At 63.5% G+C, this 24,335-nt stretch carries 25 protein-coding genes; 12 read left to right on the top strand and 13 right to left on the bottom strand.

The features are described 5' to 3' along the window. The first annotated feature begins 65 nt into the window (after nt 1–65). The 4 genes from OPV09_RS02080 (at nt 66) to OPV09_RS02065 (ending at nt 4,268) form a co-directional block, all read left to right on the top strand. The gene (locus OPV09_RS02080; protein ID WP_319992041.1) at nt 66–536 is read left to right on the top strand and encodes a disulfide bond formation protein B; all 471 of its coding nucleotides are present in this window, start codon (nt 66–68) and stop codon (nt 534–536) included. An 11-nt stretch (nt 537–547) separates the two neighbouring features. Further along, nucleotides 548–1,378, top strand: coding sequence for a peptide chain release factor N(5)-glutamine methyltransferase (gene prmC, locus OPV09_RS02075; RefSeq protein ID WP_046681907.1), 831 nt, complete (start codon nt 548–550; stop codon nt 1,376–1,378). 216 nt (nt 1,379–1,594) lie between these two features. Further along, nucleotides 1,595–3,196, top strand: a complete 1,602-nt coding sequence (gene gshA / locus OPV09_RS02070; protein ID WP_338680356.1) for a glutamate--cysteine ligase — start codon at nt 1,595–1,597, stop codon at nt 3,194–3,196. Between the two features lie 28 nt (nt 3,197–3,224). Further along, nucleotides 3,225–4,268, top strand: coding sequence for a histone deacetylase family protein (locus tag OPV09_RS02065; RefSeq protein WP_058049326.1), 1,044 nt, complete (start codon nt 3,225–3,227; stop codon nt 4,266–4,268). A gap of 153 nt (nt 4,269–4,421) precedes the next feature. Here the strand turns inward: OPV09_RS02065 and OPV09_RS02060 are convergent, their stop codons facing one another. The 3 genes from OPV09_RS02060 to OPV09_RS02050 form a co-directional block, all read right to left on the bottom strand. Continuing rightward, nucleotides 4,422–5,003, bottom strand: a complete 582-nt coding sequence (locus OPV09_RS02060) for a PEP-CTERM sorting domain-containing protein (protein ID WP_338680354.1) — start codon at nt 5,001–5,003, stop codon at nt 4,422–4,424. 177 nt (nt 5,004–5,180) lie between these two features. Continuing rightward, a complete protein-coding gene (locus OPV09_RS02055) occupies nt 5,181–5,963 on the bottom strand; it encodes a LytTR family DNA-binding domain-containing protein (protein ID WP_331778232.1) in 783 nt (260 codons plus the stop codon). Next, nucleotides 5,950–7,215: a histidine kinase gene (locus tag OPV09_RS02050; protein ID WP_338680353.1), complete on the bottom strand. Its 1,266-nt coding sequence runs from the start codon at nt 7,213–7,215 to the stop codon at nt 5,950–5,952. The genes OPV09_RS02055 and OPV09_RS02050 overlap by 14 nt, the downstream gene beginning before the upstream one ends. 285 nt (nt 7,216–7,500) lie before the next feature. On the opposite strand from OPV09_RS02050, the gene OPV09_RS02045 reads away from it, so the two are divergent. Next, nucleotides 7,501–7,926 carry an organic hydroperoxide resistance protein gene (locus OPV09_RS02045; RefSeq protein ID WP_034752862.1) on the top strand — a complete coding sequence of 142 codons (426 nt, stop codon included), beginning with the start codon at nt 7,501–7,503 and terminating at the stop codon, nt 7,924–7,926. Nucleotides 7,927–7,988: 62 nt separating this feature from the next. Here the strand turns inward: OPV09_RS02045 and OPV09_RS02040 are convergent, their stop codons facing one another. Then, nucleotides 7,989–8,822, bottom strand: coding sequence for a type 1 glutamine amidotransferase domain-containing protein (locus tag OPV09_RS02040; RefSeq protein ID WP_338680351.1), 834 nt, complete (start codon nt 8,820–8,822; stop codon nt 7,989–7,991). Between the two features lie 120 nt (nt 8,823–8,942). Here OPV09_RS02040 and OPV09_RS02035 point away from each other — a divergent pair, with 120 nt between their 5' ends. The 3 genes from OPV09_RS02035 to OPV09_RS02025 are packed head-to-tail and all read left to right on the top strand — an operon-like array spanning nt 8,943 to nt 11,035. Then, on the top strand, nt 8,943–9,851 hold the full coding sequence (locus OPV09_RS02035; protein WP_070304446.1) for a LysR family transcriptional regulator: 909 nt from the start codon (nt 8,943–8,945) through the stop codon (nt 9,849–9,851). Nucleotides 9,852–9,890: 39 nt separating this feature from the next. Then, nucleotides 9,891–10,361: a GNAT family N-acetyltransferase gene (locus OPV09_RS02030; protein WP_338680349.1), complete on the top strand. Its 471-nt coding sequence runs from the start codon at nt 9,891–9,893 to the stop codon at nt 10,359–10,361. Further along, a complete protein-coding gene (locus OPV09_RS02025) occupies nt 10,358–11,035 on the top strand; it encodes a diphthine--ammonia ligase (protein WP_338680348.1) in 678 nt (225 codons plus the stop codon). Before OPV09_RS02030 ends, OPV09_RS02025 begins: the two co-directional genes overlap by 4 nt. A 66-nt stretch (nt 11,036–11,101) precedes the next feature. On the opposite strand, the gene OPV09_RS02020 is transcribed toward OPV09_RS02025, so the two are convergent. After that, nucleotides 11,102–11,563, bottom strand: coding sequence for an FKBP-type peptidyl-prolyl cis-trans isomerase (locus OPV09_RS02020; RefSeq protein WP_034752853.1), 462 nt, complete (start codon nt 11,561–11,563; stop codon nt 11,102–11,104). 169 nt (nt 11,564–11,732) lie between these two features. Next, a complete protein-coding gene (locus OPV09_RS02015; protein WP_072455948.1) occupies nt 11,733–13,610 on the bottom strand; it encodes a potassium transporter Kup in 1,878 nt (625 codons plus the stop codon). Nucleotides 13,611–13,848: 238 nt separating this feature from the next. Here OPV09_RS02015 and rarD point away from each other — a divergent pair, with 238 nt between their 5' ends. Next, nucleotides 13,849–14,733, top strand: coding sequence for an EamA family transporter RarD (gene rarD / locus OPV09_RS02010; protein WP_034752852.1), 885 nt, complete (start codon nt 13,849–13,851; stop codon nt 14,731–14,733). An 87-nt stretch (nt 14,734–14,820) separates the two neighbouring features. Further along, a complete protein-coding gene (gene ettA / locus OPV09_RS02005; protein WP_034752850.1) occupies nt 14,821–16,488 on the top strand; it encodes an energy-dependent translational throttle protein EttA in 1,668 nt (555 codons plus the stop codon). 72 nt (nt 16,489–16,560) lie between these two features. Here the strand turns inward: ettA and OPV09_RS02000 are convergent, their stop codons facing one another. Further along, nucleotides 16,561–17,142, bottom strand: coding sequence for a porin family protein (locus OPV09_RS02000; protein ID WP_034752848.1), 582 nt, complete (start codon nt 17,140–17,142; stop codon nt 16,561–16,563). A gap of 235 nt (nt 17,143–17,377) precedes the next feature. Between OPV09_RS02000 and OPV09_RS01995 the strand changes: the two genes are divergently transcribed. After that, nucleotides 17,378–17,959: a molybdopterin-dependent oxidoreductase gene (locus tag OPV09_RS01995; protein ID WP_338680346.1), complete on the top strand. Its 582-nt coding sequence runs from the start codon at nt 17,378–17,380 to the stop codon at nt 17,957–17,959. A 15-nt stretch (nt 17,960–17,974) separates the two neighbouring features. Here the strand turns inward: OPV09_RS01995 and OPV09_RS01990 are convergent, their stop codons facing one another. Further along, nucleotides 17,975–18,337, bottom strand: a complete 363-nt coding sequence (locus tag OPV09_RS01990) for a hypothetical protein (protein WP_034752842.1) — start codon at nt 18,335–18,337, stop codon at nt 17,975–17,977. Between the two features lie 267 nt (nt 18,338–18,604). Here OPV09_RS01990 and OPV09_RS01985 point away from each other — a divergent pair, with 267 nt between their 5' ends. After that, a complete protein-coding gene (locus tag OPV09_RS01985) occupies nt 18,605–20,059 on the top strand; it encodes a sensor domain-containing diguanylate cyclase (protein WP_338680345.1) in 1,455 nt (484 codons plus the stop codon). A 1-nt stretch (nt 20,060) separates the two neighbouring features. Here the strand turns inward: OPV09_RS01985 and OPV09_RS01980 are convergent, their stop codons facing one another. Genes OPV09_RS01980 through OPV09_RS01960 form a run of 5 tightly spaced genes read right to left on the bottom strand, consistent with a single transcriptional unit; the run spans nt 20,061 to nt 24,317 of the window. After that, nucleotides 20,061–20,903 carry a Rossmann-like and DUF2520 domain-containing protein gene (locus OPV09_RS01980; RefSeq protein WP_070304440.1) on the bottom strand — a complete coding sequence of 281 codons (843 nt, stop codon included), beginning with the start codon at nt 20,901–20,903 and terminating at the stop codon, nt 20,061–20,063. Nucleotides 20,904–20,912: 9 nt separating this feature from the next. Further along, nucleotides 20,913–21,500: a DUF924 family protein gene (locus tag OPV09_RS01975; RefSeq protein WP_338682224.1), complete on the bottom strand. Its 588-nt coding sequence runs from the start codon at nt 21,498–21,500 to the stop codon at nt 20,913–20,915. Between the two features lie 16 nt (nt 21,501–21,516). Continuing rightward, a complete protein-coding gene (locus OPV09_RS01970) occupies nt 21,517–22,257 on the bottom strand; it encodes an MgtC/SapB family protein (RefSeq protein ID WP_034752834.1) in 741 nt (246 codons plus the stop codon). Then, the gene (locus tag OPV09_RS01965) at nt 22,258–22,506 is read right to left on the bottom strand and encodes a hypothetical protein (RefSeq protein WP_034752831.1); all 249 of its coding nucleotides are present in this window, start codon (nt 22,504–22,506) and stop codon (nt 22,258–22,260) included. Beyond that, nucleotides 22,506–24,317: an aminopeptidase P family protein gene (locus OPV09_RS01960; protein ID WP_338680343.1), complete on the bottom strand. Its 1,812-nt coding sequence runs from the start codon at nt 24,315–24,317 to the stop codon at nt 22,506–22,508. Before OPV09_RS01960 ends, OPV09_RS01965 begins: the two co-directional genes overlap by 1 nt. Nucleotides 24,318–24,335 lie beyond the last annotated feature (18 nt).

Below are 24,335 nucleotides of genomic sequence, written 5' to 3'. Positions count from 1 at the left end.
GCAATAAAAATCGGCCCTTGTGCGAAAATGACCAGCTCGATTCCATCCACCTCACCGTGTCGCCCATGAAAAATTCACGCACCGTCCTCCTGTTGACCGCCGCCCTGTGTTTCCTGATGCTGGGCGTGGCCATGTATTTGCAGCATGCCATGAACATGGCGCCGTGCCCGCTGTGCGTGATCCAGCGCTACCTGTTCCTCGCCATCGGCATCGCCTGCCTGGCCGGCGCGGTGGCCAACCGGCCGAAAATTGGCGCCAGCGCCGGCTTGCTGGCAGCCCTGGGCGGCCTGGGCGTGGGCGCCAAGCATTTGTACGTGCTGGCCAATCCCGGCTTCTCGTGCGGCATCGATCCGGTGGAAACGGCACTGAACAAGGTCTTCACGGCCGAACTCATGCCCTTCATGTTTGAATCGTACGGCGCCTGCGAAAGCGCTGGCGAGCCGTTTTTCGGCCTGTCGATCCCGCAATGGGCATTCGCCTGGTTCGCCATCTTCGCCATCGCCATGCTGTGGACCTTGCTGCGCCGTCAGAAATAATTGAAAGCACCATGCCAGAAACCTTGATTCCCGCCGGCAGCACTGTCGGCGCCCTGCAAATCCGTCCGCTGCTCGATCCGCTCGATAACCGCATTTTGCTCGGCCACGCGCTGGGCCTGTCGCGCGTGAGCCTGATCACGCAATCGGAGCGTGTACTCACTCCCAACGAAACGGAACGGCTGTCGAACTTGCTGGCGCGCCGCCTGCAGGGCGAGCCGATCGCCTACATCGTCGGCCAGCGTGAATTTTTCGGCCTGCCGTTCGAAGTCAACGACGCCGTGCTGATCCCCCGCCCCGACACGGAAGTGCTGGTGGAACTGGCGCTAGAGCGCCTGCCACCGGGCGGACGGGTGCTCGACATGGGCACGGGCAGCGGCGCCATCGCCGTTGCGCTCGCGCACACGCGGCCCGACGCCGTCGTCACGGCCCTGGACGTGAGCAGCGCGGCGCTGGCCGTGGCGCGCCGCAACGCCAGCGCCAACGGCGTCAACATCACCTTCATGGCCAGCGACTGGTTCGAAGCGCTGGGCACGGAGAAATTCGACCTGATCGTCTCGAATCCCCCCTACATCGCCAGCGGCGACCGCCACCTGGCCGAAGGCGATCTGCGCTTCGAACCGACGGGCGCGCTGACCGACCACGCGGACGGCTTGTCGGCCCTGCGCACCATCGTCTCCGGCGCCGCGCGCCACCTGGCCTCAGGCGCCTGGCTGCTGATGGAGCACGGCTACGACCAGGCGGCATCCGTGCGCGGCTTGCTGGCCGACGCCGGCTACAACAAAGTGCAAAGCTGGCGCGACCTGGCCGGCATCGAACGGGTCAGCGGCGCCCGCCTGGGCTGACGGCCGCCACGTGCGCAAAGCTTGACCCGGCAGCGCGCCAGATCCCCCCGCAGTTTGTTAAACTATCAAGCGAATTCCTGACCGAAGCGCCGTCCCCGTTGCCCGGGACGGACGCTGGCGACGCGGCGTTTTTTGGGCCGGCGCCGACGCATTTGCCAAAATTCGGTTAATCTCAGCACAAATTATTTATATGCTGCACAAGAAAGGAAGCTCAAATTGCCCAACCTGTTGACTCGCCGCCTGGCATTGCTGACCGAAGATGCCAACCGCGCGCTGCTGGGCGGCTTGCGCGGCATCGAACGTGAAACCCTGCGCGTCGACCACGCCGGCCATCTGGCTTCCACGCCCCATCCCGCCGCTCTGGGCTCGGCGCTGACGCACCCTGAAATCACCACCGATTACGCCGAGGCGCTGCTCGAATTCATCACCCCGGCCGAAGCCGACATCGGCGTCACGCTCGACAAGCTCGACACCGTGCACCGCCACGCCTACAGCCGCCTCGGCGACGAGTTGCTGTGGAGCCAGTCGATGCCATGCCAGCTGCCGCCCGAAGCGGACATCGAGATCGCCAACTACGGCACCTCGAACATGGGCATGCTCAAGCACGTCTACCGGCGCGGCCTGGCCTTGCGTTACGGCAAAGCCATGCAATGCATCGCCGGCATCCATTACAACTACTCGCTCGACGAGCAGCTGTGGCAAGTGCTGGCCAGCAATCCGGACACCAGCGCCAGCGCCACGCAAGCAGCAGCCACGCCGAAAGACGTGCAGTCGGAAAGCTATCTGGCGACGATCCGCAATTTCCGCCGCTACAGCTGGCTCCTGATGTACCTGTTCGGCGCTTCGCCGGCCCTGTCCGCCGGTTTCCTGCGCGGCCGCGCGCACAAGCTCGACACCTTGTCCGACGACACCTTGTTCCTGCCGTACGCCACCAGCCTGCGCATGAGCGACCTCGGCTACCAGAACGACGCCCAGTCGGGCCTGCGTCCGCACGAAAACAGCCTGGAAGACTACGTCAACGCGCTCACGCACGCCGTCAACGACCCGTATCCGCCATATGCGGCGCTGGGCACCAAGAAGGATGGCGAGTGGATTCAATTGTCCACCAACGTGCTGCAGATCGAAAATGAATACTATTCGACCATCCGCCCGAAGCGCGTGATCCGCACGGGCGAGCGCCCGATCCAGGCTCTGTGCCTGCGCGGCGTGCAATACATCGAAGTGCGCTGCATGGACGTCGACCCGTTCGAACCGGTCGGCATCAGCCTGGAAACGGGCCGTTTCCTCGACGCGTTCCTGCTGTTCTGCGCGCTCGACGACAGCGGTCCCATCTCGGCCGAGCAAAGCGCCTGCTACACGAACAATTTCGCGCGCACCGTCAAGGAAGGCCGCAAGCCGGGCTTGACCCTGCGCCGCGACGGCGAGGAGATCACCCTGCAGGCCTGGGGCGAGGAATTGCTGGCACGCATCGCACCGGTGGCAGCCTTGCTCGACTCTCGCCATGGCGGCACGCAGCACGCGGACAGCCTGGCGGCACAAGCCGTCAAACTGGCCAACCCGGATGCCACGCCATCGGCGAAGGTATTGGCCGAGCTGCGCGCCAACGGCGGCTCGTTTGCCGCCTTCGGCCTGCAGCAAAGCGAACGCCATGCGGCGTTTTTCCGCGCGCATCCGCCCACACCCGAGCAAAGTGCGTATTTCGACGCGATGGCCGCCAGCTCGCTGGCCGAGCAGCGCGCCATGGAAGCGGCACCGGCCGGCAGCTTCGACGATTTCGTCGCCGCCTACCGCGCCAGCACCCTGTGTTCGCACACCTGATCCTGCCCGACTTTTCGCCTGGCACCCCATGCTGACCTTCTACAATGAATTGCACGGCCAGCACCGGGGCCGCTTCGAGATGTTTCGCGGGACCATGGTGCCCTGCTTCGAGACGCCCGAACGGGCCGACATGGTGGTGGCCGAGCTGGGACGGCGCAACCTGGGCCGCATCGTCACGCCGCACGGCGTGCCGCTGACGTCGTTAGAGCGCATCCACACGCCCCGTTACCTGCATTTTTTGCGCCACGCCTGGCATGACTGGCTGGCGCTCGACCCCGACAACGCGGGCAAGGATGCACTGCCATCCGTGTGGCCCGTGCGCACCTTGCGCAGCGATATCGAACCGGACGACTTCACGGCCAAGCTGGGCCTGTACTCGATGGACAACGGCACGCCGCTGACGGCCGGCACGTGGACGGCGGCCAAGACGGGCGCCGACTGCGCCGTCAACGCGGCCCACGCGCTGCGCCTGGGCGAGCGCGCCACGTTCGCCCTCACGCGCCCACCGGGCCACCACGCGGGCAGCGACTTTTTTGGCGGCTACTGTTTTCTGAACAACGCGGCCCTGGCCGCACAGCATTTGCTCGACGATGGCGCCCGCAAGGTCGCCATCCTCGATATCGACTACCACCACGGCAACGGCACCCAAAGCATCTTTTACCAGCGCGACGACGTGCTGTTCGCCTCCATCCACGCCGACCCGCGCAATGAGTATCCATTTTATCTGGGCCACGCCGACGAGACGGGCAGCGGCGCGGGGCTCGGCTACAACGTCAACCTGCCGCTGCCGGCCGGCAGCACCACGGCCAGCTGGTTCGCCGCGCTGGAAACGGCCTGCCTGCGCATCAATATGTACGCGCCCGACGCGCTGGTGGTGTCGCTCGGTGTCGACACCTTCGCCGGCGACCCGCTATCGCACTTCGCCCTGCAAAGCGGCGACTACCTGCGCGTGGGCGAGCGCCTCGCGCACCTGAACCTGCCCACCGCCTTCATCCTCGAAGGCGGCTATGCGGTGAAGGAAATCGGCATCAATGTCGTCAATGTGCTCGAAGGGTTCGAGACGGCGGAATAGGCCTGTAGTGATGTCGGCTTACGCCCTGGCGGGCCTCGGCGGCCCCGCTAAGCCGACCTACCCGACCTCACATATTCCGGAACAAGGCCATGAACGGCTGGCTCACGGCCCAAACTGCCAAGTGCGTTTTCCGGCGCAGCGGACAAGGCGGGATTATGCTGAAGTCTTACGGCGGCGTACCCGCGCAAGGTACATGAGTGCCAGGCCGGCGGGCAGCATCAACGCGACCGTTGGCTCAGGAACGGGCGCCGGGGAAATCGTGAAGGTCGTCTGATCGGACCAGTTATAACGATTTTCCCATCTTGTGCCCCGCATAAAATCTCCTCCACCGCGGAGGAGGTGACTGCCGATAACGTCATTGCTATACCAGGACATGGAACCTTCGTCATAGCCGTAGGTCCTGGCTTCATATTGAAGTTTACCTGTCAGTGTATAACTGAAATTTTTTACTTCACACCGGAGGTAGGAGGAAGTATTGCATCCATAGCTGCCTGGCGTGACAGGGAAAAACAGGTAGCCCCCGGAGCTGAAATAGCTCAACTCATCCAACACAATCACACCGTCCTGATTACTGTCCTCCCCGACAAAACTGCCCCCGAACTCCCGGCGAGAATCGAATACGCCGGTAGCCGCGTCGACAAAGCCTCGATAAGTAAAATCCCACGTCGTCGGCTGCGCATGGACAGTAGATATTCCGGCGACAAGTAAGGCGGCGCACAACAGGTTCTTTTTCATGGTTTCCTCATATTTTTGCAGAGCGTTAAAAAAGCGCTTCAGGAGACGTACCCATCACGTCTCACGGCATGCCGTCATGTTAATTTTATCATAATTAAATATAATTATGATAATAACTATGGGCGAAGAAAGTATGAAAAAAGTGTGTGCGACGGTTTTGAAAGGGCGCAATAGCGGCTACATATTCCGGAACAGCGCCATAAACGGCTGGCTCACGGCCAGCGTTTCCGGCCGCGTCTTGAGGCGCAAGGCGCCGCGTCCCACCTCGTCGCGCGTCACTGACGCCACCATCTTCATGTTGACGATGGTGGAGCGGTGGATCTGCTTGAAGATGGCAGGATCGAGCACGTCGAGCAGTTCGCGGATCGGCTTGCGCAGCAGCGCCTCGCCGTCCGCCGTCATGACGGCCGTGTACTTGGTATCGGACTGAAAATAGGCGATGTCTTCCACCATGATCAGCCGCGTATCCTTGCCGCTGCTGGCCGTCAGCCACACCAGCGGCGGCGACTTGGCGGCCGCAGGCAAGGCGCTGCTCAATTGCTGCAGCAAGCCGGCCAGCCCGCCGTCGCCCGCCCGGGCCTTGCCGGCCCGCGCCTGCACACGCTGCAGGGTCGCTTGCAGGCGCTCGCGTCCAATCGGTTTCAACAGATAATCGACGGCGCCCTTGTCGAAGGCATCGATCGCGTACTGGTCGTAGGCCGTGACGAACACCACCTGCGTGGCGGGACTCGCTTCGAGCGCGCCGGCCGCCACTTCCAGCCCCGTCAGGCCCGGCATGCGGATATCGAGGAAGGCGACGTCGGGCTTGTGCGTGGCGATGGCCTCGAGCGCCGTGCCGCCGTCGTCGCAGGCGGCGACGATGCGCAAGTAGGGCCACTCTTCGGTCAGCAGGGCCACGAGCGCGTCGCGCAGCAGGGTTTCATCTTCGGCAATGACGCAAGTCATCTCAGGCTGATGCATACGACACTCCTTGCGCCGTGCTGTCCGGCACCGTGATGGTGGCTGTCACGCCATCGGGAAAATTGGCGACAATGGCAAACGCGGCGGCATTGCCGTAGGTCAGGCGCAGGCGTTCGCGCACATTGCGCAGGCCGATGCCCGTGCCGGCACCATCGTCGCTGAAACCCTTGCCGTCGTCGGCCACCGTGACGATCACCGTGCCATCGCCGCTGCGCGCCATGATCCAGATGGTGCCGCCGCCGCTTTTCGGCTCCAGGCCATGCTTGATGGCGTTTTCCACCAGGGTTTGCAGCATCATCGGCGGCAGCTCCACCTGACGCAGGTATTGCGGCACTTCGATCTGCAGGTTCAAACGCCCGCCCATGCGGATTTTCAAAATATCGAGATAGGCGCGCGCCCGTTCCAGCTCCGTGCCCAGGGTCGACATCGCTTGCTCCGTGCGTGGCAGCGAGTGGCGCAGGTACAAAATCAGGTTGCCCAGCATTTCATCGGCGCGCACGGGGTCGCTGCGCGTGAGCAGCTGCGCGCTGGCCAGGGTGTTGTACAGGAAGTGCGGCTCGACCTGCGCATGCAGCAGGCTCAGCTTGGCCACCGTGAGTTCCTTTTCCGTCACCGTCTGGCGCGCCTCGGCCTGCTCGCCGCGCCGGCGCTGCGCCACGCGGCGCGTCATCGCCCGCGTCACCGCTTCCGCGTTTTCCAGGTTGCTGCCATGGTCGACGAGGAACCAGTCGGTCCAGGCATTGCGCGCCGGTTCGCAGATCAGGGTCACGCTGCCCGCCTCGCCATTCGGCGTGACGGTGGCGAGGATCTGGTTCGGCCGCGGCTCGAGGAAACCGAGCACGCGCATGCGGGGCAAACCCGTGTGCGTATAGGGCGCGGCGCGGCGCACTCTAGCCTGCACCTGCAGGCTGTCGCGCGCGCTTTCGACCACTTCGCTGCCCGGCAATTCGCGGATGGCCGCGTCGATCATGTCGAACGTTTCGCCCGCTTCGAACGGGATCTCGATCTGGCGCCGCTGGCGGCTCGACAGGGTGCCGGCATTGACGGCGCCGGCGATCAGGCGCACGCGCCGCACGTGCGAAAACGCATTCGTGATGACGGCGCTGGCCAGCAGCGCGCCGACGATGACAAAGAAGCCTTCCGTATTCCCGAAGATATAGCGCAGGAAGTTCTCGACCAGGATCGCCGTGGCGATGATGTAGGTGAGCATCGTGGCCACGGTGATGCGCAGGATAAAGAAGAGGCTAGTCATGATTTTTCCTTGGGGGTGTGAAGTGGGCCAAGCATAACCATCGGTCCCGGCGGCGGTGGCCATTATGCGATGGAAGCCAGGTAGTGGCGACAAAGGCTGCAAAATAAAGCATCAATTCGCGCCACCCCGAAATAAAATCGCTTGCAATTAAATAGCACGCGATATATATTATGTACATGGACGCCGGCAAGTGCTTCTGCAGACGGAGATCCTGGGGCGAGAGCTCACGAAACAAGTAGTACACTATTTAGTAGTCACCTATTTATATACCTAAAGGAAACCATCATGTCGATCAAACAAGTCCTGTACCGCGCTCAAGCCACCGCCACCGGAGGCCGCGAAGGCCGTGCCGTGTCGTCCGACAATGTGCTGGACGTCAAGCTGACCACGCCAAAAGAACTGGGCGGCAATGGCGCCGTCGGTACCAATCCGGAACAACTGTTCGCCGCCGGCTACTCGGCCTGCTTCATCGGCGCCATGAAATTCGTCGGCGGCCGCGACAAGATCGCCGTACCAGCGGACCTGTCCATCGAAGGCAACGTCGGCATCGGTGCCATCGAAACGGGCTTCGGCATCGAAGTGGAACTGAAAATCTCGCTGCCAGGCATGGAACGCGCCGCCGCCGAAGCACTGGTCGCCGCCGCCCACATCGTCTGCCCATACTCGAACGCCACGCGCGGCAACATCGACGTCACCCTGACGATCGTCTAATCCCCGCCGCATGAGTCGCACATCCCCGGCCGCGCCACCAGGCGCCGCCGGGGATTTTTGCTTTAGCGCAGCGCCTGCAGCAGCTTGTCCGCCAGGGCCGGCGCCGAGGCGGGATTCTGTCCCGTGATCAGTTCGCGGTCGACCACGACGTTGCTGGTCCACGGCGCCTGGTTCTGCACATACCGCGCGCCGGCCGCCTGCAAGCCCGACTGCGGATAGAACTTCATCGTTCCGCCCTTCAGCGCGCCTTGCGCCGCCAGTTCTTCCTGATTGCTGATCACCGTCATGCGGTAGCCGCTGTAGATCCAGTCCGCCGGCTTGGCAGGCGTGCGGCCCGCTTCCAGCGCGGCCGCAAACGCTGCCGCCTGCGGCAAGGCCGACAGCAGGGCGATGGGGCCATGGCACAGCAGCGCCGTCGGCTTGCCATCCGCGTGGAACTGGCGCAGCAAGGCGCCCAGGCTGGCATCCTTCAACAGATCCTGCATCGGTGCGTGGCCGCCCGGCACCAGCACGGCCGCGTAGTGGCCATAACCGATCTGTTCCACGCGCTTCAGGCTGATCACGGGCGAGCGGCCCGGCACCGTCAGCGCCAGCTGATCCAGCAGCGCCTTGTGCGCCGCGTGCGCGGCGGCGTCGCCGCCAAAGTAATCGACCGTATCCGAACTGGCGTCCAGGGTGGGCGCCTTGCCCTGCGGCGTGGCGAACGTCACCGTGTGGCCCGCGTCGAGCAGCTTTTTCACGGGCTGCATCAGTTCATTCAGATAAAAACCCGTCGAAAAGACCTTGCCGTCGCGCAGCTCGAGGTGATTGGCGTCCGACAGCACGACGAGGACCTCGGCCGCCTGGGCGTTGGAAAAGGCGGCGAGCAACAGGCTGCTGATCAGTAATTTTTTCATGGTGTGGCCTTTCTGTAGAGAGGTCACCAGCATATTCCGAATCAAAATGGGGAAAAATGATGAATAATGCACAGCACTGATGCAGAATAAGACCGAATAGAAGCGCCGAATAGGAATGAAATGGATAAATTGCAGGCGATGCAGCTGTTTCGCCGCGTGGCCGAGCTGGGCAGCTTTCGCCGCGCCGCCGATGAACTGGACCTGTCGGCGTCATATGTGAGCCGGCGCATCGGCCAGCTGGAGCAGGAACTGGGCGGGCGCCTGATGACGCGCACCACGCGCCAGCTGGCCCTGACGGAAACGGGCGCCGCCTACCTCGAGCACTGCCGCAAGCTGCTCGACGAGCTGGCGCAAGCGGAAGACATGGTGGCACACTCGACGGCGCACGTGACGGGCCGCCTGCGCATCAACGCGCCGCTGACCTTGGGCGTGGGCGAGCTGGCCGAAGGCCTGGCCGATTTCATGGCCGACTGGCCAGCCTTGCGCCTGGACGTCGACCTGAAGGATGAATATGTCGACCTGGCGGCCGCCAACTACGACCTGGGCTTTCGCGTCACCACCGCGCTCAACGATTCGAGCTACGTGGCGCGCCATATCCACGACTACCGCCTGCACATCTGCTGCGCGCCCGCCTACCTGGAACGCCACGGTCCCTTGCGGGAAGCCACGGACCTGACGCGCCAGCGCTGCTTCATCTACAGTCACGCGCTGTTCGGCAGCCGCTGGCCGCTGCGCCATGCGGGACCGCACAGCGACATCGAAGTGCCGAACTGGGTCCGCACGAACAACACGCTGTTCATGCGCAGCCTGATCCTGCGCGGCCTGGGCATCGGCATCCTGCCCACCTTTGTCTGCCGCGAGGAACTGGCCAGCGGCGCCCTGGTCGAGCTGTTTCCGGACATCGAGCGGCCCAGTCTGGCGCTGTTCGCCATCTATCCGTCGCGCCAGCTGGTCGCGCCCCGCGTGACGCGCTGCATCGAGCACCTGAAGCAGTGGTATGCGCAGCGCTATCCCACGCCGGCCGCGTGAAGCCGGTAAAATCACGCCACTCTCAATCAAGGATGACCCATGATCAGCTGGCAATGGAACACGTTCGACGAACTCGGCCCCCACGATTTGTACCAGGTGCTGGCCTTGCGCCAGCGCGTGTTCGTCATCGAACAGCAGTGCATTTACCCGGACCTGGACGGCCATGACCAGCAAGCTATGCATTTGCTGGGCTGGCAAACGGTCGATGGCCAGCGTCGTCTGGCCGCCTACCTGCGCGTGCTGGCACCGGGCGCCAAGTATGTGGAAATGTCGCTGGGCCGCGTGCTGACGGCGCCCGAAGCGCGCACCACGGGCGCCGGCAAACAGCTATTGACGGAAGGCATCGCGCGCGCCGAACGCCGGCACCCCGGCCACGCCATCCGCATCGGCGCACAGCAGTATCTGGAGCGCTTCTATCAATCCTTCGGCTTTGTCACCGTCAGCGCACCGTACGACGAAGACGGCATACAGCACGTCGACATGCTGCGCGCGGTGGAGCAAGCGGCATGACGACGGCCCTGATTTCCTGGAGCGGCGGCAAGGATTCCTGCCTGGCCCTGTGGCGCGCGCGCAACGCCGGCATGGACGTGCCGCTGTTGATCACGGCCATGGATGAAGATGGCCGCAAATCGCGCTCGCACGGCGTGCCGCCCGAGCTGCTCGCCGCGCAGGCGGCCAGCCTGGGCGCGCGCCTGCAGCGCTATCACGCCAGCTGGGCCAGCTACGAAGAGCAATTCATCGCCATGCTGCGCGCGGCCAAGGCCGAGGGCATCGATCACGCGCTGTTTGGCGACATCGACCTGCAGCCGCACCGCGACTGGGAAGAAAAAGTCTGCGCGGTCGCCGGCCTGACGGCGCACCTGCCCCTGTGGGGCGGGGATCGCCGCGCGCTGGTCGACGAATTTCTCGCCGCCGGCTTCAAGGCCATCGTCGTGTGCATCAATGGCCGGCACCTGCCGCGCGCATTTTGCGGACGCGAGTTCGACGCTTCCTTCCTCGCCGACCTGCCGCCCGGCGTCGACGCCTGCGGCGAAAACGGCGAATTCCACACCTTCGTCTACGACGGTCCCGCCTTCAGCGCACCGGTGGCGCTGCGCCGCACGCAAGTGCTGCAATATGACGCGCCGGCCAACCTGGGCGGCGCCACGTATTACTTCCAGGAGCTGGCCCCGCCCAAGGCGTAAAGGGCCCGCCAAAGCAAAAAGGGCGATTCCGTGGAATCGCCCTTTTGTTTGCTGCCCTGCGCGTGCCTACTTTTTCGTCACGCTCACCAGCTTGATCTCGAACAGCAAGCCGGCATAGCCAGGAATCTTCGGCGCGCTGCCCGCCTTGCCATAACCGAGGTCATACGGAATGGCCAGCACGCGCGTGCCGCCGACCTTCATGCCGACCAGGCCGCGGTCCCAGCCCAGGATGACCTGGCCGATACCGAGAGGGAAACTAAAACCGGCGCCAGTCTGGTTCGCATCGAACTGCACGCCCTTGTTGCCCGGCTTGCTTGCGTCATACAGCCAGCCCGTGTAAGTCACCAGCAGGGTGTCGCCCGCCGCCGCTGCCGTACCGGTGCCGACCACCGGATCGGTAATGGTCAGTTCTTTCACTTGCGTATTCGGGTCGAGCACGACCGGCTTCTCGGTGTTGGCAGCAGCACCGCAAGCGGTCAGGGCCACGGCACAAGCGAGGGTGGCGATCATTTGAAATACCGATTTCATGGTTTCCCTTTAAATATTGGTGTGTGGCTGAGGCCCGTACGGTGCGGACCGGTGCGAGCAGCAGTTTAACAGGAGTCGCGCAGCCAATTTGTAAGCAGACGTAAGCGCGACGGAAGATTACGCAACAATACAACATTGCCATAATAGCCATTCCGTCCCATTGTCACGTCTAGATTTCCACCTGCGTGCCCAGTTCGATCACCCGGTTGCTCGGGATCTGATAGTAGTCGGCCGCCGTGCGCGCATTGCGCGACATGGTGACGAACAGGTGCTCGCGCCACGGCATCATGCCGGCGCCCGGCGTCGAAATGATGGTCTGGCGCGCGATGAAGAACGACGTTTCCATCATCTCGAAATCCAGTCCCTGCTGCGCGCACTGGGCCAGCGCGGACGGAATGTCCGGTTCATCCTTGAAGCCGTAATGCACATTGACCTGGTAGCACTGATGGCCCAGGTCCACCACGCGCACGCGCTCCGATGGCGCCACCCACGGCTCTTCATGCATGAAGACGGTGAGGAAAATGACGCGCTCATGCAACACCTTGTTGTGCAGCAAGTTATGCAGCAGCGCATGCGGCACGCCATCCGTTTCGCCGCGCAGGAAAATGGCCGTGCCCGGCACGCGCAGCGGCGGCGCGATGAACAGCGACGAAAGGAAATCGTCGAGCGGGATCGCATGCTTTTCCAGGTTCTGAAACACCAGCTGGCGGCCGCGCTTCCAGGTCAGCATGACGATGAACAAAATCGAGCCCAGCAGCAGCGGGAACCAGCCGCCATGGAACAGTTTCAGGGCAGTTGCCGACACCAGGTTGACGTCGATGATCAGGAAAAAGCCCGTGGCGGCCCAGCACAGGGCCAGGTTCATCTTCCAGCGGTAGCGGATGACGAAGAACGTCAGGATCGTGGTCGACAGCATGGTGGCCGTCACGGCGATACCGTAGGCGGCGGCCAGGTTTTCCGAAGAACCGAAGCCGATGACGGCCAGCAGCACCACGGCCAGTTGCAGCCAGTTCACGGCGGGGATGTAGATCTGCCCGATTTCGCTTTCCGACGTGTGGCGCACGCGCATGCGCGGCAAGAAGCCCAGCGCGATCGCCTGCTTGGTCATCGAGAAGGTGCCGGAAATGGTTGCCTGCGAGGCGATCACGGTGGCCATGGTCGACAGGATCACCAGCGGGTACACGCTCCACGCGCCCAGCTGCTGGTAAAACGGATTCGTGACGGCTTCCGGATGCGCGAGCAGCAAGCCGCCCTGGCCCAGGTAATTCAGCGCCAGCGCGGGAAAGGCGATCAGGAACCAGGCCAGGCGGATCGGCTTCTTGCCGAAATGGCCCATGTCGGCGTACAGCGCCTCGGCGCCCGTCAGCGCCAGCACCACGGCGCCCAGGGCAACGAAGGCAACGAAGCCGTTATTCATCAGGAAAGTGGCCGCGTGCAGGGGATTGAGCGCGGCCAGGATGGCTGGCGACTTGATGATGTTGACCACGCCCATGCCGGCCAGCGCGGCAAACCACAGCACCATGATGGGCGCAAAATAGCGGCCGATGCCGGCCGTGCCGTGCGATTGCACCGAGTACAGCGCCACCAGCACGACGATCGTCAGCGGTACCACGTACGGACTGAAGGCGGGCGTGGCCACTTCCAGGCCTTCGATGGCCGACAGCACGGAGATGGCCGGCGTGATCACGCTGTCGCCATAGAACAGGGTGGCGCCGAAGACGCCGATCACCATCAGCGGGAAATGCCAGCGCGACAGGCGGCTGACGGACGACAGCACCAGCGCCATCAGGGCCATGATGCCGCCCTCGCCGCGGTTATCGGCGCGCAACACCAGAGTCACGTACTTGAGCGAGACGATCAGGGTCAGGCCCCAGAAGATCAGCGAGACGATGCCCAGCAAGTTCTCGGGCGAGAGCATCAGGCCGTGGGCCGGGTCGAAGACGGTCTTCAAGGTGTACAGCGGACTGGTGCCGATATCGCCGTAAACGATGCCTACGGCCGCCAGGGTCATGCCGGCCAGGCCGCTTTTTTTATGTTCCGACGTCAAGATTGCACCCGTTTTTGTTTTGTTGCATCGCACAATATGATAGGTATTAGCAAATAGCAAGAGTATTTTTGCATGGTTCCGCAGCTGCCCCAAAGTCGTGGTTTTGTGCCGCTCCGCCTTGCTGCGCGGGCTTGCGGCCATTGATTTGTTGCCATTCTACGCCTCGCCAGCGGCGCCGGGCAGCCCCCGATGTTTTCAGCCATAATGACAGACTGTCTACTCTCCTGCGAAGCCCATCATGAATCCAGGCATGTTGTACGCCTCCCTCGCCTTCCTGTGCTGGGGCCTGTTCCCCCTGTACTTTCATGCCATCGGCGAGATCGCGCCGCAGGAAATCCTCGCACATCGCATGGTCTGGTCGCTATTGTTCCTCGGCATCGTGCTGACCGTGCGCCGCCAGTGGAGCTGGCTGGGCAGCCTGAAAGCGCAGCCCAGGGTCGTGGCCAGTTTCGTGGCCAGTGCGTTTTTGCTCTCGGCCAACTGGTTCATCTATATCTGGGCCGTCAACAACGGCCACGTGGTCGATGCCAGCCTCGGCTACTTCATTACGCCCCTGATCAATGTCATGCTGGGCTTTTTGCTGCTGCACGAACGCCTGCGCCGCCTGCAGTGGCTGGCCATCGGCCTGGCCGCCTGCGGCGTGGCCTGGCTCACCTGGCAGGCGGGGCAAGTGCCGTGGATCGCCCTGCTGCTGGCGGCCTCGTTCGGCGGCTATGGCTTGCTGCGCAAGACAGCCGCGCTGGGCGCGCTGGAAGGCCTGTCGTTCGAAACATTGATTCTGTTCCCCCTGGCGCTGGCCTATATGCTGTGGCTGGCCTGGCATGGCCAGAGCGGCTTCGTCAATACAGATTCCACCGCCACGCGCGCGCTGCTGCTGGCGTCCGGCCCCATCACGGCCATTCCCCTGCTGCTGTTTGCCGCCGGCGCGCGCCGCCTGCCGCTGGCCGTGCTGGGGCTATTGCAATACATCGCCCCCACGGGCCAGCTCTTGATCGGCGTATGGGTCTTTCACGAATCGTTCACCCCCGAGCGCATGCTGGGCTTCCTCGTCATCTGGACGGCGCTGGGCCTGTATGCGGCCGAAGGCCTGTGGAGCAGCCGCCGCGCGCGGCTGGCTGCCTGACCGGCCCGTTCCGGCAGCGCACAGCGCTGGCCGGAAGCGGGCGTTTACCGTATCCTGTCCGTCTTTGTATATCACCCGAGATTTCTAATGGCAAATTACGTCTACACCATGAATCGCGTGGGCAAAATCGTCCCGCCCAAGCGTCAGATTCTGAAAGATATTTCCCTCTCCTTCTTCCCAGGCGCGAAGATCGGCGTGCTGGGCCTGAACGGCTCCGGCAAATCGACCCTGCTGAAAATCATGGCAGGCATCGACACCGACATCCAGGGCGAAGCCGTGCCGATGCCGGGCCTCAACATCGGCTACCTGCCGCAGGAACCGCAGCTGGACCCGGCAAAAACCGTGCGCCAGGAAGTGGAATCGGGCCTGGGCGAAGTATTTGAAGCGCAAGCCAAGCTGGAAGCCGTGTACGCCGCGTATGCCGAGGAAGACGCCGATTTCGACGCCCTGGCCACGGAACAGGCACGCCTGGAAGCGATCATCTCGACTTCCGACGGCGGCAATTTGAATCTGCAGCTGGAAATGGCCGCCGACGCACTGCGCCTGCCGCCATGGGACGCCACCATCGGCGTGCTGTCCGGCGGTGAAAAGCGCCGTGTGGCGCTGTGCAAGCTGCTGCTGTCGAAACCCGACATGCTGCTGCTCGACGAACCGACCAACCATCTGGATGCGGAATCGGTCGACTGGCTGGAACAATTCCTGCTGCGCTTCCCCGGCACCGTGGTGGCCATCACCCATGACCGCTACTTCCTCGACAACGCGGCAGAGTGGATTCTGGAGCTGGACCGCGGCCACGGCATTCCATGGAAGGGTAACTACTCGACCTGGCTGGACCAGAAGCAAGCCCGCCTGAAGCAGGAAGAGGCGACGGAATCGGCGCGCCAGAAAGCGCTGCAGAAGGAATTGGAATGGTCGCGCCAGAACCCGAAAGCGCGCCAGGCCAAGTCGAAAGCCCGCCTGGCCCGCTTCAACGAGCTGTCCGAGCACGAATACCAGAAGCGCAACGAAACGCAGGAAATCTTCATTCCCGTGGCCGAACGCCTGGGCAATGAAGTCATCGAGTTCAAGAACGTGTCGAAAGCGTTCGGCGACCGTTTGCTGATCGATAACCTGAGCTTCACCGTGCCGCCAGGCGCCATCGTCGGCATCATCGGCCCCAACGGCGCCGGTAAATCGACCCTGTTCAAGATGATCACCGGCAAGGAAACGCCGGACAGCGGCGAAGTGGCCATCGGCCAGACGGCGCGCGTGTCCATCGTCGACCAGAACCGCGATAGTCTCGCTGACAACAAATCCGTGTTCGAGGACGTGTCCGGCGGCGCCGACATGCTGACCGTGGGCCGCTTCGAAATGCCGTCGCGCGCCTACCTGGGCCGCTTCAACTTCAAGGGCTCGGACCAGCAAAAGCAAGTGGGCAACCTGTCCGGCGGTGAGCGCGGCCGTCTGCACCTGGCGAAAACCCTCTTAATGGGCGGCAACGTCCTGCTGCTCGATGAACCGTCGAACGATCTGGACGTGGAAACCTTGCGCGCGCTGGAAGACGCCCTGCTGGAATTTGCCGGCAGCGTCATGGTCATTTCCCATGACCGCTGGTTCCTCGACCGTATCGCCACGCACATCCTGGCGTTCGAAGGCAATTCGCAAGTCACCTTCTTCGACGGCAACTATCAGGAATATGAAGCCGACAAGAAGAAACGCCTGGGTGAAGAAGGCGCGAAGCCGAAACGTATCCGCTACAAGCCTTTGACCACGTAATTTCGGTCTGGCCATGCAAAAAGGCAGTTACCTCGCGGTAACTGCCTTTTTTTTCAGCAAGCTTCCAGGTGATTAGAAGTTGTAGCGTGCACCTAAAGCGAGGCCCGTAGCCTTGCGGCCCTGGTCGGCGCTCTTGCCGAAGTGTTCCACCTCCGCCGTCAGCGAGACTTTCTCGTTGATCGCGTACTGGGCGCCGACGGAAGCGTACACACCCGTCTTGTCGTTGCCGCTGATGCCGGTCGACAGGCCCGTGCCGCTCAAGCTGTTCTTGACCTTGGCCACACCGAGCTTGCCGAACACGCCGACCTTGTCGGTCACGGGCATGGTGGCCTTGCCGGCCAGGTAGTAGCCGTGCGAATCGCTTTTCACGGAACCGTTGCCGGCGCCGGTGACATAGCTGTAATCCTTGCTGCCGAAATCGGCATAGCCACCCTCGACCGCCCAGGTCTTATCGAAATCGTAACCGGCGAAGATCTTGGCGCCAGCCTTGTAGCCGCTATGATTATCCGCGCTGGTGGCGCCAGGAATATCGAAGTTGTAGCGGTTGCCCGTGACGCCGGCACCCACATAGGCGCCCTCGGCGTGTGCGGCGCTCATACCGGTCAGTGCGGTAACGGAAGCGATCATTGCAAACAGGATTTTCTTCTTCATCATGTTCTCTCTCTTAATTGGTGGATGTTCCTAGATTCATGCCTGGATTCGCAGTTCAGCGAAGTGCGATGAGGACACAATAACAGCCGAAAAAAGCTACGTCTTTCGCCATTCCGTAAGAACTGTGACAAGATGTAAGTCAACATTGCAAACTGACAATAACCGTAAAATGCGCACCGTTGAGCGAACTTAAGATAGACTTAAGGACATTATCGATTTTCAGTCAGAGGAGAAGTGCATGCATAAACGCCAGTTTCTCGCCGCCGCCATGGCCGGCGCGGCCCTGCCCGCCATCGCCCGGGCGGCGCCCGCCGGCCTGCGCGGTCCGGCCTTGCTGACCATCACGGGCAGCATCGACAAGCCGAACCGGGGTCCGTTCGACGCCGTGCGCGACCAGATGATGCACAAGCAAAAGATCAGTTTTGAGCGGGCGCGGGCATTCGACTTTGCGGCGCTGGCGAACTTGCCGGCGCGCACAATCCACCCCACTCTGGAATACGACGGCAAGGCGCATGCCCTGCGCGGACCATTGCTGGTCGATGTCTTGAAGGCGGCGGGTGCGCCCGAGGAAGGTGAGATTCGCTTGCTGCTGCGCGCCGTCGATGGCTATGCGGCGGCGCTGACCATGGCGCAGGCGCGCGCGCAGCGTTTTATTGTCGCCACCCACCTGGACGGGCAGGCGATGGCGCTGGGCGGGCTGGGGCCGCTATGGGCGATCCATGACGCGGACCGCATCGCGGCCGTGGCGGCCCTGCCCCTGGCCGAACGTTTTGCCAGCTGCCCTTGGGCGCTGTATCACATCGGCGTGGAAGCGGGTTGACGCGGTTGAGGCAGATTAAGCGTAGGCTTCCGCCATCGACATCACCCGTGGGGAGATCGTGATGCCATGCTCTTCGAACAGCGCCGTGATGGCCGCCACGTTCTGCGTGCACTCTTCGGTTTTCCAGCCCTTGAAGATATCCGTGCCATCCTTCTGGAAATGCAGGTCCAGCACTTTGCCCCCATCCTTGTGCAGATAAGGCGAACTATAGGTGTTCTCGAAGCCCAGCGCCTTCAATTGCCCCAGCAAAGCTGATGGCGGATGGTCGGGATCGGTGGCGAGAAAAATGCCGAAGGTCTTGCCAGGCGGCTTGGCGGCGATGTCGACCTCGTAGATGCCGGGGGCCTTGCTGACGGACGTACTCTTTAAAAATAACATGCAACACTCCCTGCGCGTAATATCCTGCGCCTGAAACGGGCGGCAAGACAGGGGCGGTGCGCAATGATTCCCCTCATCAAATCTTATTGCTAATTGGCATCTTTGTCGACAAATCGGCACTTTTATTTGGTAAGTCGTGGTTATCTTGTCGCGTTCGCCAGGGTAAATTATCAATAAAACCAGTTATCATTGCGCCAATACCTACCCTGCTGCATACTTTTGGCTTGCGTCACGATAGCCTTCCCGCCGGCCACTCCCCTCGTCTCCATGCGTCTTCTGTCGATCAAATACCGCCTGCTCATCCTCCTGACCCTGATCCTGGGGGCGGGCTTCATGGCGACCAGCCTGGCCAGCTACCTGGCCTCGCGCCAGGCCATCGAACACGGCATCGCCGACCAGACCCTGCCCCTGACGGGCGACAATATTTATTCGGAAATCCAGAAGGACATGCTGCGCCCCGTCTTCATCTCGTCGCTGATGGCGCACGACACCTTCGTGCGCGACTGGATACTGGCCGGCGAAAACAAGCCGGAACAGATCGTGCGCTACCTGGCCGAGGTCAAGAAGAAGTACGGCGCCATCACCAGCTTTCTCGTCTCGGACAAGAGCAGCAAATATTATTACGCGGAAGGCACCTTGAAATCCGTCAGCCCGCAAGAGACGCGCGACATCTGGTACTACCGCGTGCGCGCCATGGACAAGACCGATTATGAAACGAACGTCGATATCGACATGGCCAACCGCGACAGCATGACCATCTTCATCAACCACCGCGTGGTTGACTACGACGGCCGGTTCATCGGCGCCACCGGCATCGGCCTGACCCTGGACACCATGAGCCACATCATCGACCGCTACCAGGCGCGCTTCCACCGCAACATCTATTTTGTCGATGCCGCCGGCACCTTGGTATTGGCGGGCAAGACCATGCGCAATGGGCGTGGCAACATCCGCAGCCTGCCCGGCGTGAGCGCCATTGCCGGGCAGATCATCAACCACCGAAGCGAACCGACGCATCTGTCGTACCAGCTGGGCCGCGCGGAAATCCTTGTCAATTCGCGCTTCATTCCCGAACTGGGCTGGTACCTGGTGGTCGAGCAGAATGTCAGCGACGAAGTCCAGTCGCTGCAGCGCGTGTTCATCTTCAACCTGGCCATCAGCTTTGGCGTCACCCTGCTGGTACTGGGGCTGACCTTGCTGACGGTGAACCGCTACCAGCGCCGCATCGAGCGCATCGCCTCGACGGATGCGCTGACCGGGCTCTTGAACCGCCAATCGCTGGAATTGCTGTTCCAGCGCGCCATGCTTCTGTCCAGACGCAACGAGCAGCCGATGTCCGCCATCCTGTTCGACATCGATTTCTTCAAGCGCGTCAACGATACGCACGGCCACCTGTGGGGCGACAAGGTCATCCGTGGCGTAGCCGACGTGGCGCGCGCCACCGTGCGCGAAAGCGACGTCATCACGCGCTGGGGCGGCGAGGAGTATTTGGTACTGCTGAATAACTGCAGCCTGGCGCAAGCGGCGGAAGTGGCGGAAAACCTGCGCGCCGCCATCGAAGGCCACGATTTCGGCCTGCCCGCGCCGCAGCTACCCGTAACGATCAGCCTGGGCGTGGCCGAGTACCGGCCGGAGGAAAGCGAATCGGCCTTCTTTTCACGTGCCGACAGCGCCTTGTACCAGGCCAAGCATCACGGCCGCAACGGCGTGCACGCGGCCTGAGTCATCCACCGCGCTTGCGCCTGGCCAGGTCCTGCGTGGGCGCCACCAGCGCCCGGTACAGCTCGCCCGTGGCGGCATCCCAGCTTTGCACGGCCAGCTGCTGGCGTTGCACGGTAGCCGAATCACCGCGTGCGATGGGGCCGGACAGCGCCGGCGCGGCGCCCAAGCGGAATACATTGGCCACCGCTTCCGTCACCAGCGGCTGCGCCAGTTCGCGCGCCACCGGCTCGGGAATGCCTGCCGCCTGATACGCGCGCAAGGCCGCGTCGAGCACCGTCACCAGGTAATTGCTGGCGAAGACGGCAGCGGCGTGATACAGGGTCTTGGCGGCCGGATCGATGGGCACGGGGCGCGCGCCGATGGCATTCAAGGCGGGCGTGAGGAAGGCCAGCGCCAGCGGGTCGCCTTCCACGCCGCAAAACGTGCCGTCAAAGGTGGCGGCCACCTGTGCCGGATCGGCAAAGCTGCGGATCGGGTGGGCGCTGGCGACAAACGCGCCGGCCTGCGTGGCCGCCAGCAGCACGTTCGAGGCCAGCGCGCCGCTACAGTGAAACACGATGGCGCCCGCCTGCCGTCCTTCGGCCACCAGCGCCGCGCAGGCCGGGCCGATCTGGTCGTCGGAGACGGCCAGCATGGTGACGTCGGCGTGGCGCAAGGCAGCATAGCTGTCGACGGGCGTACCGGCGCCGATGAAAGCGACGGCCGCTTGCGCCGAGGCCATCGACCGCGTCAGCACATCCTGCACCAGGATTTTTCCACCATGCGTCCCCTCGGTTTGCGCAAACAGCCTGCCCAGCACGCGGCCCACGTGGCCGGCGCCGATGATATTGAGTGTGACGTTCATGATGATTTTCTAAAAGCTCGATCCCGGCTGGCGCAAAAATTCCAGCTCTTGCGGCGTGGACGCGCGGCCGAGGATGGCGTTACGGTGCGGGAAGCGGCCAAAGCGGGCGATCACTTCCTGGTGGCGCTCGGCATAGTCGAGCATGCCGTCAAAACCGGGCTGCGCCTGCGACAGCAGCTGGAACAGCTCGACGGCGCGCGCCTGCATTGCCAGGTCTTCCGCGTGTTCGAACGGCAGGTAGGCAAAAGCGCGCAGCATCGGCGGCAGTTGTCCATCCTGCCCCGCGTGCGTCAAGGCGATGGCCAGCGCCAGCGCCTGAGCGTCGCCGGCAAAGGCGCGCGACGTGCCGCGATACACATTGCGCGTGAACTGGTCGAGCACGATGAGGCGCGCCAGCGCGCCGTGCGGCGTCGCATCCCATTCGCGCAAGCCGCCGTCGATGGCGGCATCGATCAGCGCGCCGAAACGCGCGCGTATCTGCGCGTCGAAAGCATCATCCTTGCGGAACCATTCCGCGCGCGATTGGCCATAGTCTGGGTTATCCGGCGGCAGGAACCAGAAATCGAGTACCTCTTGGGCCTGTGCATCCATGTCCATCCTCTCAGCATCCATGTCAATTGCGGGCATGCGACAGCTGGAAGCCGGCGATGCCTTCGAAGGCGGCCAGTTCGGCCGACATGGCCGACAGGCTGGCGCCCGTGTTCTTGCCATGCGCGATGGCGACAAAGCGCCATTCCTGCATGCCTTCGTTGCTGCCGATGGTCAGCGAGCCGCCGGCAATGTCGTAGCCGCGCTTGGCGGCCATGCGCCGCAGCGCATCTTCACGGGGAATGAATCCTTGCTTGAAGCGCATGGTGATGGCCACGGCGTGGCGCGACGGCAGCCAGTTCTCCAATTTTGACAGAAAAATCATCGCCATCGCGCACAAAAAGGCCAGGCCCATGGCCGACAGATAAAAGCCGATGCCGACCATGATGCCGATCACGGACGAAGCCCAGATCGAGGCGGCCGTCGTCAGGCCGCTGATATTGAACCCCTCGCGCATGATGACGCCGGCGCCGAGGAAACCCACGCCCGTGACGATGCCCTGGATCACGCGCGTGGGGTCGCTGCCGACGATGGCGCCATGGCCGCCGTACCAGAACTCGGGATAGCCGCCCAGCACCGTCAGCGCGGCCGAGGCCATGCAGACAAGGCTGTAGGTGCGCATGCCCGCCGCGCGCCCGTGATACGAACGCTCGTAACCCACCAGCAAACCCAGCAGCAGCGCGCCCAGCAGGTTCAGCAGGATCACGCCATTCGTCGCCAGCTCGGCCGGCGACCAGTAGGCGCGCAGGAAGTCGATGGTCGGCATTTAGGGCTTTTTCGTCAGCTGCTTTTCAAACGCCACATCGAGCTTGCTGACGCGGCGCGCCTTTTGCGGTCCCAGGCCATTGACGAAGGCGACAAAGGCATCGAGTTCCAGCGGCGGGCACAAAGGCGGCAAGCCGGGGCCTTCGGTGAGGAAAAACAGTTCATCGCCCGTGCGCGCCATCGTGTAGAGGCGGTTGCCGGTGCGTTCCTTGAGCCGTTCGATGGCGGAGGTGGCGCGGGTCGAGCGCATCAGATGGCTCCCGTGCGCTGTTCCAGCCACGCCAGCGCACCGCCGGCCAGGTGCGGCGCCAGGCGCGCGCGCACGGTGGCGTGATAGTCGTTGAGCCAAGCCGCCTCGTCATCGCGCAACAGCGAGCGTTCCACGCAGCGCGTATCGATCGGGCACAGGGTCAAGGTTTCAAAGCGGAGGAATTCGCCGAACTGCGTCGTTTCCGCCGCGACGTTCAGCACCAGGTTCTCGATGCGGATGCCCCACTGGCCGGGACGGTAGATGCCCGGTTCGATGGACGTGATCATGCCCGCTTCCATGGCCGTCTGCGGCTCCGGCATGGCGGACTGCGAAATCGATTGCGGTCCTTCATGGACGTTTAGGAAAAAGCCCACGCCGTGGCCCGTGCCGTGGCCAAAGTCGATGCCTTCGGCCCACAGCGGCGCGCGGGCAATCGCGTCGAGCATGGGCGACTTCACGCCGCGCGGGAACTGCGCGCGCGACAGGGCGATCATGCTGCGCAAGACCAGGGTGAAATCGCGCTTGTGCTCGGCCGTGATCGTGCCGACGGGGACCACGCGCGTGATGTCCGTGGTGCCGCCCCAATACTGGCCGCCCGAGTCGATCAGCAGCAAGCCGTCGCCTTCGATGGTGGCGGCCGAATCCGCATGCGCGTGGTAATGCATGATGGCGCCATGCGCATTGAAGCCGGCGATGGTGCCGAAGCTGGGGCTGACAAAGTGCGCGCGGCGGGCGCGGGCGGCCGTCAGGTGCTCGTCGACGCCGATTTCCGTCAACGGCGCGCGCTGCGGGTCGGCCAGGGTGGCGTCCAGCCAGCTGAAAAACTCGCACAGGGCGGCGCCATCCTGCTCCATGGCGGCGCGCACGTGGGCCGCTTCACTGTCCGTCTTGCGCGACTTGGCCAGGGTGGTCGGGTTGATAGATTCGACCACCCGCACACCCTCGGCCACGGCCTGGCGCGTGCCGAACGTGATGCGGCGCGGGTCCAGCAGCAAGGTGGCGCCGGCCGGCAAGGCGGCCAGCGCGGCCGCCGTGCGGTCATACGCGGCCACGTCCACGCCTTCGCTTTCCAGGGTGGCGCGCAGGGCGGAGGCGACTTTGCCGTCGGCGACGAACAGCGTGGCGCGCTCGGGACCCACCAGCGCATGCGCGAGGAAGACGGGGTTGTAACTGACGTCGGCGCCGCGCAGGTTGAACAGGTAGGCGATATCGTCGAGGGTGGAAATCACATGGTGGCTGGCGCCGTGGACGGTCATGCTGGCGCGCAGGGCCGCCAGTTTTTGCGTACGCGACAGCGACGGATAGGCGGCCGCATGCTCAACGACGGGCGCGGCGGGCATGGCCGGACGATCGGGCCAGACGGCTTGCAGCACGTCGGTGTCCGTGCGCAGGGTCACTTGCTCACCCAGCGCCTGCTGCAGCAATCGCGCATTGGCCAGGCCCAGCACGGCGCCGTCGACGGCGACAGTCTGCCCCGGCCGCATGGTCTCGCCCAGCCAGTCGATATACAGCACGCTGGCGCCGGACGGGATTTTCTTGAGGACGATGCCGCTGCCGGCCAGCTCGTCTTCCGCCTGCTCCCAGTAGCGGCCATCGGTCCACACGCCAGCGACATCCTGCGTCACGACCAGGGTGCCGACGGAACCCGTAAAGCCCGACAGCCACTCGCGGCCCTGCCAGCGGGCCGGCAGGTACTCGGACAAATGCGGATCGGCCGATGGCACGATCAGCGCATCGATATGCTGCGCGCGCATGGCGGCGCGCAGTTGCGACAAACGGGAGGCGGGAGTGGCTTGGTCAGGTGTCTGCATGGGGACGAAAAGAGCGGT

The organism is Janthinobacterium sp. TB1-E2 (assembly GCF_036885605.1).
GTDB lineage: Bacteria > Pseudomonadota > Gammaproteobacteria > Burkholderiales > Burkholderiaceae_D > Janthinobacterium > Janthinobacterium aestuarii.
The sequence above is the reverse complement of the archived record's forward strand: the minus strand, read 5'-3'. Positions and strand labels throughout refer to the sequence as shown.

Coding starts and splice junctions, on each gene's coding strand:
- OPV09_RS02020 (WP_034752853.1), bottom strand. CDS start 11,563: ATGAAATCGGTATTTCAAATGATCGCCACCCTCGCTTGTGCCGTGGCC.
- OPV09_RS02060 (WP_338680354.1), bottom strand. CDS start 5,003: ATGAAAAAGAACCTGTTGTGCGCCGCCTTACTTGTCGCCGGAATATCT.
- OPV09_RS02030 (WP_338680349.1), top strand. CDS start 9,891: ATGATCAGCTGGCAATGGAACACGTTCGACGAACTCGGCCCCCACGAT.
- OPV09_RS01970 (WP_034752834.1), bottom strand. CDS start 22,257: ATGCCGACCATCGACTTCCTGCGCGCCTACTGGTCGCCGGCCGAGCTG.
- OPV09_RS01980 (WP_070304440.1), bottom strand. CDS start 20,903: ATGAACGTCACACTCAATATCATCGGCGCCGGCCACGTGGGCCGCGTG.
- OPV09_RS02055 (WP_331778232.1), bottom strand. CDS start 5,963: ATGCATCAGCCTGAGATGACTTGCGTCATTGCCGAAGATGAAACCCTG.
- OPV09_RS01975 (WP_338682224.1), bottom strand. CDS start 21,500: ATGGACATGGATGCACAGGCCCAAGAGGTACTCGATTTCTGGTTCCTG.
- OPV09_RS01965 (WP_034752831.1), bottom strand. CDS start 22,506: ATGCGCTCGACCCGCGCCACCTCCGCCATCGAACGGCTCAAGGAACGC.
- OPV09_RS02045 (WP_034752862.1), top strand. CDS start 7,501: ATGTCGATCAAACAAGTCCTGTACCGCGCTCAAGCCACCGCCACCGGA.
- OPV09_RS01995 (WP_338680346.1), top strand. CDS start 17,378: ATGCATAAACGCCAGTTTCTCGCCGCCGCCATGGCCGGCGCGGCCCTG.
- prmC (WP_046681907.1), top strand. CDS start 548: ATGCCAGAAACCTTGATTCCCGCCGGCAGCACTGTCGGCGCCCTGCAA.
- OPV09_RS02040 (WP_338680351.1), bottom strand. CDS start 8,822: ATGAAAAAATTACTGATCAGCAGCCTGTTGCTCGCCGCCTTTTCCAAC.
- OPV09_RS02065 (WP_058049326.1), top strand. CDS start 3,225: ATGCTGACCTTCTACAATGAATTGCACGGCCAGCACCGGGGCCGCTTC.
- OPV09_RS02080 (WP_319992041.1), top strand. CDS start 66: ATGAAAAATTCACGCACCGTCCTCCTGTTGACCGCCGCCCTGTGTTTC.
- OPV09_RS02025 (WP_338680348.1), top strand. CDS start 10,358: ATGACGACGGCCCTGATTTCCTGGAGCGGCGGCAAGGATTCCTGCCTG.
- OPV09_RS02000 (WP_034752848.1), bottom strand. CDS start 17,142: ATGATGAAGAAGAAAATCCTGTTTGCAATGATCGCTTCCGTTACCGCA.
- OPV09_RS01985 (WP_338680345.1), top strand. CDS start 18,605: ATGCGTCTTCTGTCGATCAAATACCGCCTGCTCATCCTCCTGACCCTG.
- OPV09_RS01960 (WP_338680343.1), bottom strand. CDS start 24,317: ATGCAGACACCTGACCAAGCCACTCCCGCCTCCCGTTTGTCGCAACTG.
- OPV09_RS01990 (WP_034752842.1), bottom strand. CDS start 18,337: ATGTTATTTTTAAAGAGTACGTCCGTCAGCAAGGCCCCCGGCATCTAC.
- ettA (WP_034752850.1), top strand. CDS start 14,821: ATGGCAAATTACGTCTACACCATGAATCGCGTGGGCAAAATCGTCCCG.
- rarD (WP_034752852.1), top strand. CDS start 13,849: ATGAATCCAGGCATGTTGTACGCCTCCCTCGCCTTCCTGTGCTGGGGC.
- OPV09_RS02050 (WP_338680353.1), bottom strand. CDS start 7,215: ATGACTAGCCTCTTCTTTATCCTGCGCATCACCGTGGCCACGATGCTC.
- OPV09_RS02035 (WP_070304446.1), top strand. CDS start 8,943: ATGGATAAATTGCAGGCGATGCAGCTGTTTCGCCGCGTGGCCGAGCTG.